The following is a 4412-nucleotide window of genomic DNA, read 5'->3' on the forward strand; positions in this document are numbered from 1 at the left end:
GTAAAAACCAGATGGACACTGTGGACTAACTACCACAAATGGAAACTGCTTACCTTCTGCAACTAATTTGGGCGGCCCATTCTGTTTCACCATTTCCAAATCATTACCACTTTCGCCATAACCATGCAGGTAAACCACAAGTGGCCAATCTGTTTTTTCAGCACAGTCTTTGGGCAAATCAAGTAAGTAATGGCTGCTGACTTCTTGAGTAAATGATCGCTTGAAGTGCATGTGGAGTCCTTTAATCGAGTTAAAACCTAATTATCCAAAATTGATTTGATAGTCCAAGATATCGCTTATTCAGGAGACTCCCCGCTCCAATTTGCTGTTTGTGGCGGAGGAACAATACAGAGATCAAGGCGCTTGATCAGTTGGTCCTCCAGTTTCACCAGTACCAAAGCCACAAGATTGTCTTTTTCATTTTGAGCCATGATCACGCAGGGTTGTTCAGGCTTGTAGGCGCTAACCGTCCCCATCTCAGCAAACACCGTTGCATTCGCTTCCCGAATTGTTTTTAGTTTCGGGTAAATGTATTCCAGAAATTCCTGTTTGGATTCCAAGGGTTGAAATACGTTCTGTGACTCATAGACAAAGTCCTCAGCAAGTAGCGCTTCTAGATGTGCTGGGTCTAGGGTGTTCATCATTCGAGCATAAGCCCGCAGAGCGTCAACTTCTGTCATTTTCACAAACCTCCCATCACTTTCAGTTGTCGTTCCCGCGAAAGGTATCCAACAACAGTTGTATTTCTTGGAAGGCAAGGCCTACCATCTTTGCTGGCATATTCATTTCTGAACGTTTTGTCACGTCCAACTAATAGATTGAAAATAATTTCATTAGAATTACTATTTCTCAGTTGTTTCAGCTTAGCTTGTCGAAACTTGCCTCAACTATTTTCAACAGCATTGAAATTGGAGATGACATGACAACTAAAGAATTAGTCCAAAAAGGGTACGACTGCTTTGCCACTGGAGACATGGACACTTTTCGCACTTTGTTCCACAGTGATGTGATTGTGAAAACAAACGGAATGCACAAATTTTCTGGAACTCACAAGGGTTTTGATGCTTGGTTAAACGACATGCTCATGCAGATCCCAACGCATTTTGATAATTTTAAAGTTGAACCCAAACTTATGATTGCTGAAGGTGAGTATGTTTTTGTGTTAGTGCACGGGACTGCGACCGGAATGGACGCTGATTTCGGTCATCTTTTCAAAGTTCAAAATGAAAAGATATCTGAGTTTCATATCTTAGATGACTCCCAAAAATGGGCCGCCACAATGAAGGCCATGTAACTTCTTCTCGTTGAACCGCAGTTCCACATTCAAGTGGAACTGCAACTCTAATCCACAAATGACTGCGGCTGCCTGCATCACCTCCCAAAGTTACTACTGCCAGCCTCTCGACTTCATTTCTGACCGTACCCAGTCATTGTGCTGGATAACGACTCAACGTCTGGGTCAATCCACCAGCAGCTACCAGCCTTGTAGCTTGGCAAATAGCTGCTCTGACACCAGCGGCAGACCGTTGCTTCGAAAAAGTCATATCGATACGCCAGTTAATTTGGTGTTCGGTAGTTCATTGGCTTTCATGATTTGAGTTTGCAATCCGTACTTTGGCTAAATCCTTGACTATCTCTATCTCTGAGTTGATAAGTTGGTTTGCCAAAAGCAATCCTGCTCTTGTGGAGGATAAACTTGGATTAGTTAAAGATGATTGAGAGTATCAGCATGGAAGAAAAACATTTCTTTGTGGTGCACACGTTTATCTCTGATGAAACTCGCAGGATGATTCTGACTCCACCAGAGAACAAGACACCACCTCAGAAAAGAAAAACTGAAAAAGAATGGGGAGAAAGCCACAGTGGCCCTTACGCGAAATGCATGCAGACATGGATTACAAATGAGGAGTTTTTTTATTGTCACTGGGTCGCTAAAAGTGAACAGGATGTTTACAGGCAATTAGAACATGAGAAATTGGATGAGTTGGTAAATTCCATGGTTCAGGAAGTACATGAATTTCTTTCAGTTTATAGAAATACAGACCAACTTAGGAATTATCCTGAAAACAGAATGTATTGGTAAAAAGTAAACATTCAGATAGTGAGTGGAGTCAGCACTTAAACTTTGCTTGTCTTTTGGCTATCTTCTAGATGATATTTTCTGGCTATGTTAAATTCTTAGTAGCCATTCAAAAACAGAATGGCAGTTTCTCAAATCAAAAATGAAAAAGGAAATCAATGAAAGCCGTAATTGCTGGCACATATTCACAAGCAGGTTTTGCAGCTCTGGCAGATGCAACTTATGAACAACGTAGAGCAGCTATGGATGAACTGTATAGCGCTTGCGGTGGTAAAATTATCGACTATTTCTTCTGTGATGGAGATGCAGATTTTATTGCAATAGCTGAGATTCCAAGCCGTGAAGTACATAAAGGAATGCTAAACAATGCTTTGGCAACGGGGTCAACTGCGACTTTGAGGTCTTGGTGTGAGGTTGACCTCTCAGCTGTGACGGAGAGTCAGCGGAAAGCTCGCGATACATTCAAACCGATTACTGAATAATTCAGTTGTTTTGCTCTGGGAATTTTAGGTTGGATCCCACATTCTTTTAACTCACCCCACCGACTGATCAAATCTATAGAAAGTAAACATTGGGGAAAACTGAGAAAAGAGGGGAATATTAATCCATTGGTCTGCACCGCACGATTTTTTTTAGTGTTTCCTCAAATCGATATTCCCTTTCGTATTCCCCCTTACTTTTTTGATAAGTTCTGTCATTCCCCCTCAGTCGAAAATCTCCTCTTCTTCTCTCTCGATTTCATCGCTTTTGCTCAGTTTGAGGAGATGAGGGTCAGGTCATTGGGTGTCATGATAATATTGGTGAGGGAACTAAAGAATTAAAGGATTTTGATTCCCAATTTTTCACTTTTCTTTGTGTTGTTCCTATTTTCAATGGCTAATACATACATTTGTCATTGTCGAATGAACTTAGCTTATACAAATATCTTGTAAATGATTTCTAATCAGTAATTTTTCAGGGATAATATTTATATAAAATTTTGATACAATGCAAATTTTAAAGCCAAAAGATTCTTGTGTATTTTGACCAATCAGTTGATAAGCATGGTTTATTTTCGTTTCAGACAAAATATAACTATTAATGCTTAGATTTTTTTTTCACGCGATCATTTTGTGGGGGAAAACTATGAAAAGGATCATTTGCAAAAGGGATAAACACAATGCTATCGACATCGATTATTTAGTATATAAACCAGATAGTTATGAAAAAAATACTGAATACCGGCACCCCCTAATTGTCTTTCTACATGGAGGATCTGTTGAAGAAAATGCGTTTGATGCTTTGAAAGAAATTGGGATTAACCAATACCTTGCGGATGGGAATCAATTGGAGAGTATCGTTGTATCTCCTTTACATCATTACCCAGAAAAATTCTGGAATGAGCTGACAGTGATGTCCATTATTAAATCTGCAATATCATCCTATAGAATCGATGTTCATAAGATAAATCTGATGGGTATGAGTAGGGGGGGGTATGCTGCTTGGAGGCTAGCAATTGAACATCCAGATTTTTGGTCTTCCTGTGTTGTAGCTGGCGGTGCAAGTGCACCTTTTGTCTACGCTTTTCGAATACCAACACTACCTGTGTGGGCTTTTCATGGGGCTAAGGATGAAATTGTCCCTATCTCTGTAACTGAAAATATGGTTAAGCAACTAAAATCTATCGGATCAAATGTGAAGTTTACAGTAGTGCCTGAAGGCGGGCACGATTCAATTTGCTGGGATAAAGCTTTTTCAGATCCTTCAGTGTATGAGTGGATACTCCAACAAAGAAGGTCATAGAAAAATTGATAAGCAAAGCAATTGGGACATACAGATATCTACAGGGTTTCAAAGATCATCAAGACTGGGAATAGGTAGTCACAGGCTAAATTCCGTTGATAAACCTTCTAATGGTCTCTGTCGAGATAGAAAATGAATCAGGATGTTTTGATTGATTGGCAGGGGATCTTACGATTGGGCTGGACTAACGTAGGAATTGATCAGGAAGTGTCGATCCCAAAACAGGGGTTAGCTCGGTAAGCGAAAATAATTCTCAGCCTTGACAAACATGTGTTTTGAGCAAGGAAAGTTTTTCACAAAACTGCGTCTAAGTGTGCTATGACTTGAGCCAGTTTCTATGCTTGATTTTATAATAACTGTGATACCGCAGGGGTAAAGATCATAATGAGAATTTAACAGTGGAGTGGGTAGAAGAGAAGGAATTGAGTGCACCTGGCGTTGATTTAGGTAGGGCCAAAAAATGCTAGAAGAGAGCTAAATTACTGATTTTAATGGCGCGCCCATCAGGACTTGAACCTGAAACCTACTGATTAGAAGTCAGTTGCTCTAT

The 4412-nt window shown here is 40.1% G+C and carries 6 protein-coding genes; 4 read left to right on the forward strand and 2 right to left on the reverse strand.

Annotation, left to right across the window (positions count from 1 at the left end):
- The coding region (locus P8O70_08055) for a phospholipase (GenBank protein MDG2196830.1) at positions 1 to 231 on the reverse strand (231 nt) is incomplete at its 3' end.
- 65 nt (positions 232 to 296) lie between these two features.
- Positions 297 to 680 (reverse strand): nuclear transport factor 2 family protein, encoded by a 384-nt coding sequence (locus tag P8O70_08060; GenBank protein ID MDG2196831.1) that lies wholly within the window; start codon positions 678 to 680, stop codon positions 297 to 299.
- A gap of 239 nt (positions 681 to 919) precedes the next feature.
- Between P8O70_08060 and P8O70_08065 the strand changes: the two genes are divergently transcribed.
- The 4 genes from P8O70_08065 (at position 920) to P8O70_08080 (ending at position 3862) form a co-directional block, all read left to right on the forward strand.
- Positions 920 to 1294, forward strand: coding sequence for a nuclear transport factor 2 family protein (locus P8O70_08065; GenBank protein MDG2196832.1), 375 nt, complete (start codon positions 920 to 922; stop codon positions 1292 to 1294).
- Between the two features lie 435 nt (positions 1295 to 1729).
- Positions 1730 to 2083 (forward strand): hypothetical protein, encoded by a 354-nt coding sequence (locus P8O70_08070; GenBank protein MDG2196833.1) that lies wholly within the window; start codon positions 1730 to 1732, stop codon positions 2081 to 2083.
- A 155-nt stretch (positions 2084 to 2238) separates the two neighbouring features.
- A complete protein-coding gene (locus P8O70_08075) occupies positions 2239 to 2562 on the forward strand; it encodes a GYD domain-containing protein (GenBank protein ID MDG2196834.1) in 324 nt (107 codons plus the stop codon).
- A 643-nt stretch (positions 2563 to 3205) separates the two neighbouring features.
- Positions 3206 to 3862: a dienelactone hydrolase family protein gene (locus tag P8O70_08080; GenBank protein ID MDG2196835.1), complete on the forward strand. Its 657-nt coding sequence runs from the start codon at positions 3206 to 3208 to the stop codon at positions 3860 to 3862.
- Positions 3863 to 4412 lie beyond the last annotated feature (550 nt).

The sequence above is a fragment of the SAR324 cluster bacterium genome (assembly GCA_029245725.1).
Lineage (GTDB): Bacteria > SAR324 > SAR324 > SAR324 > NAC60-12 > JCVI-SCAAA005.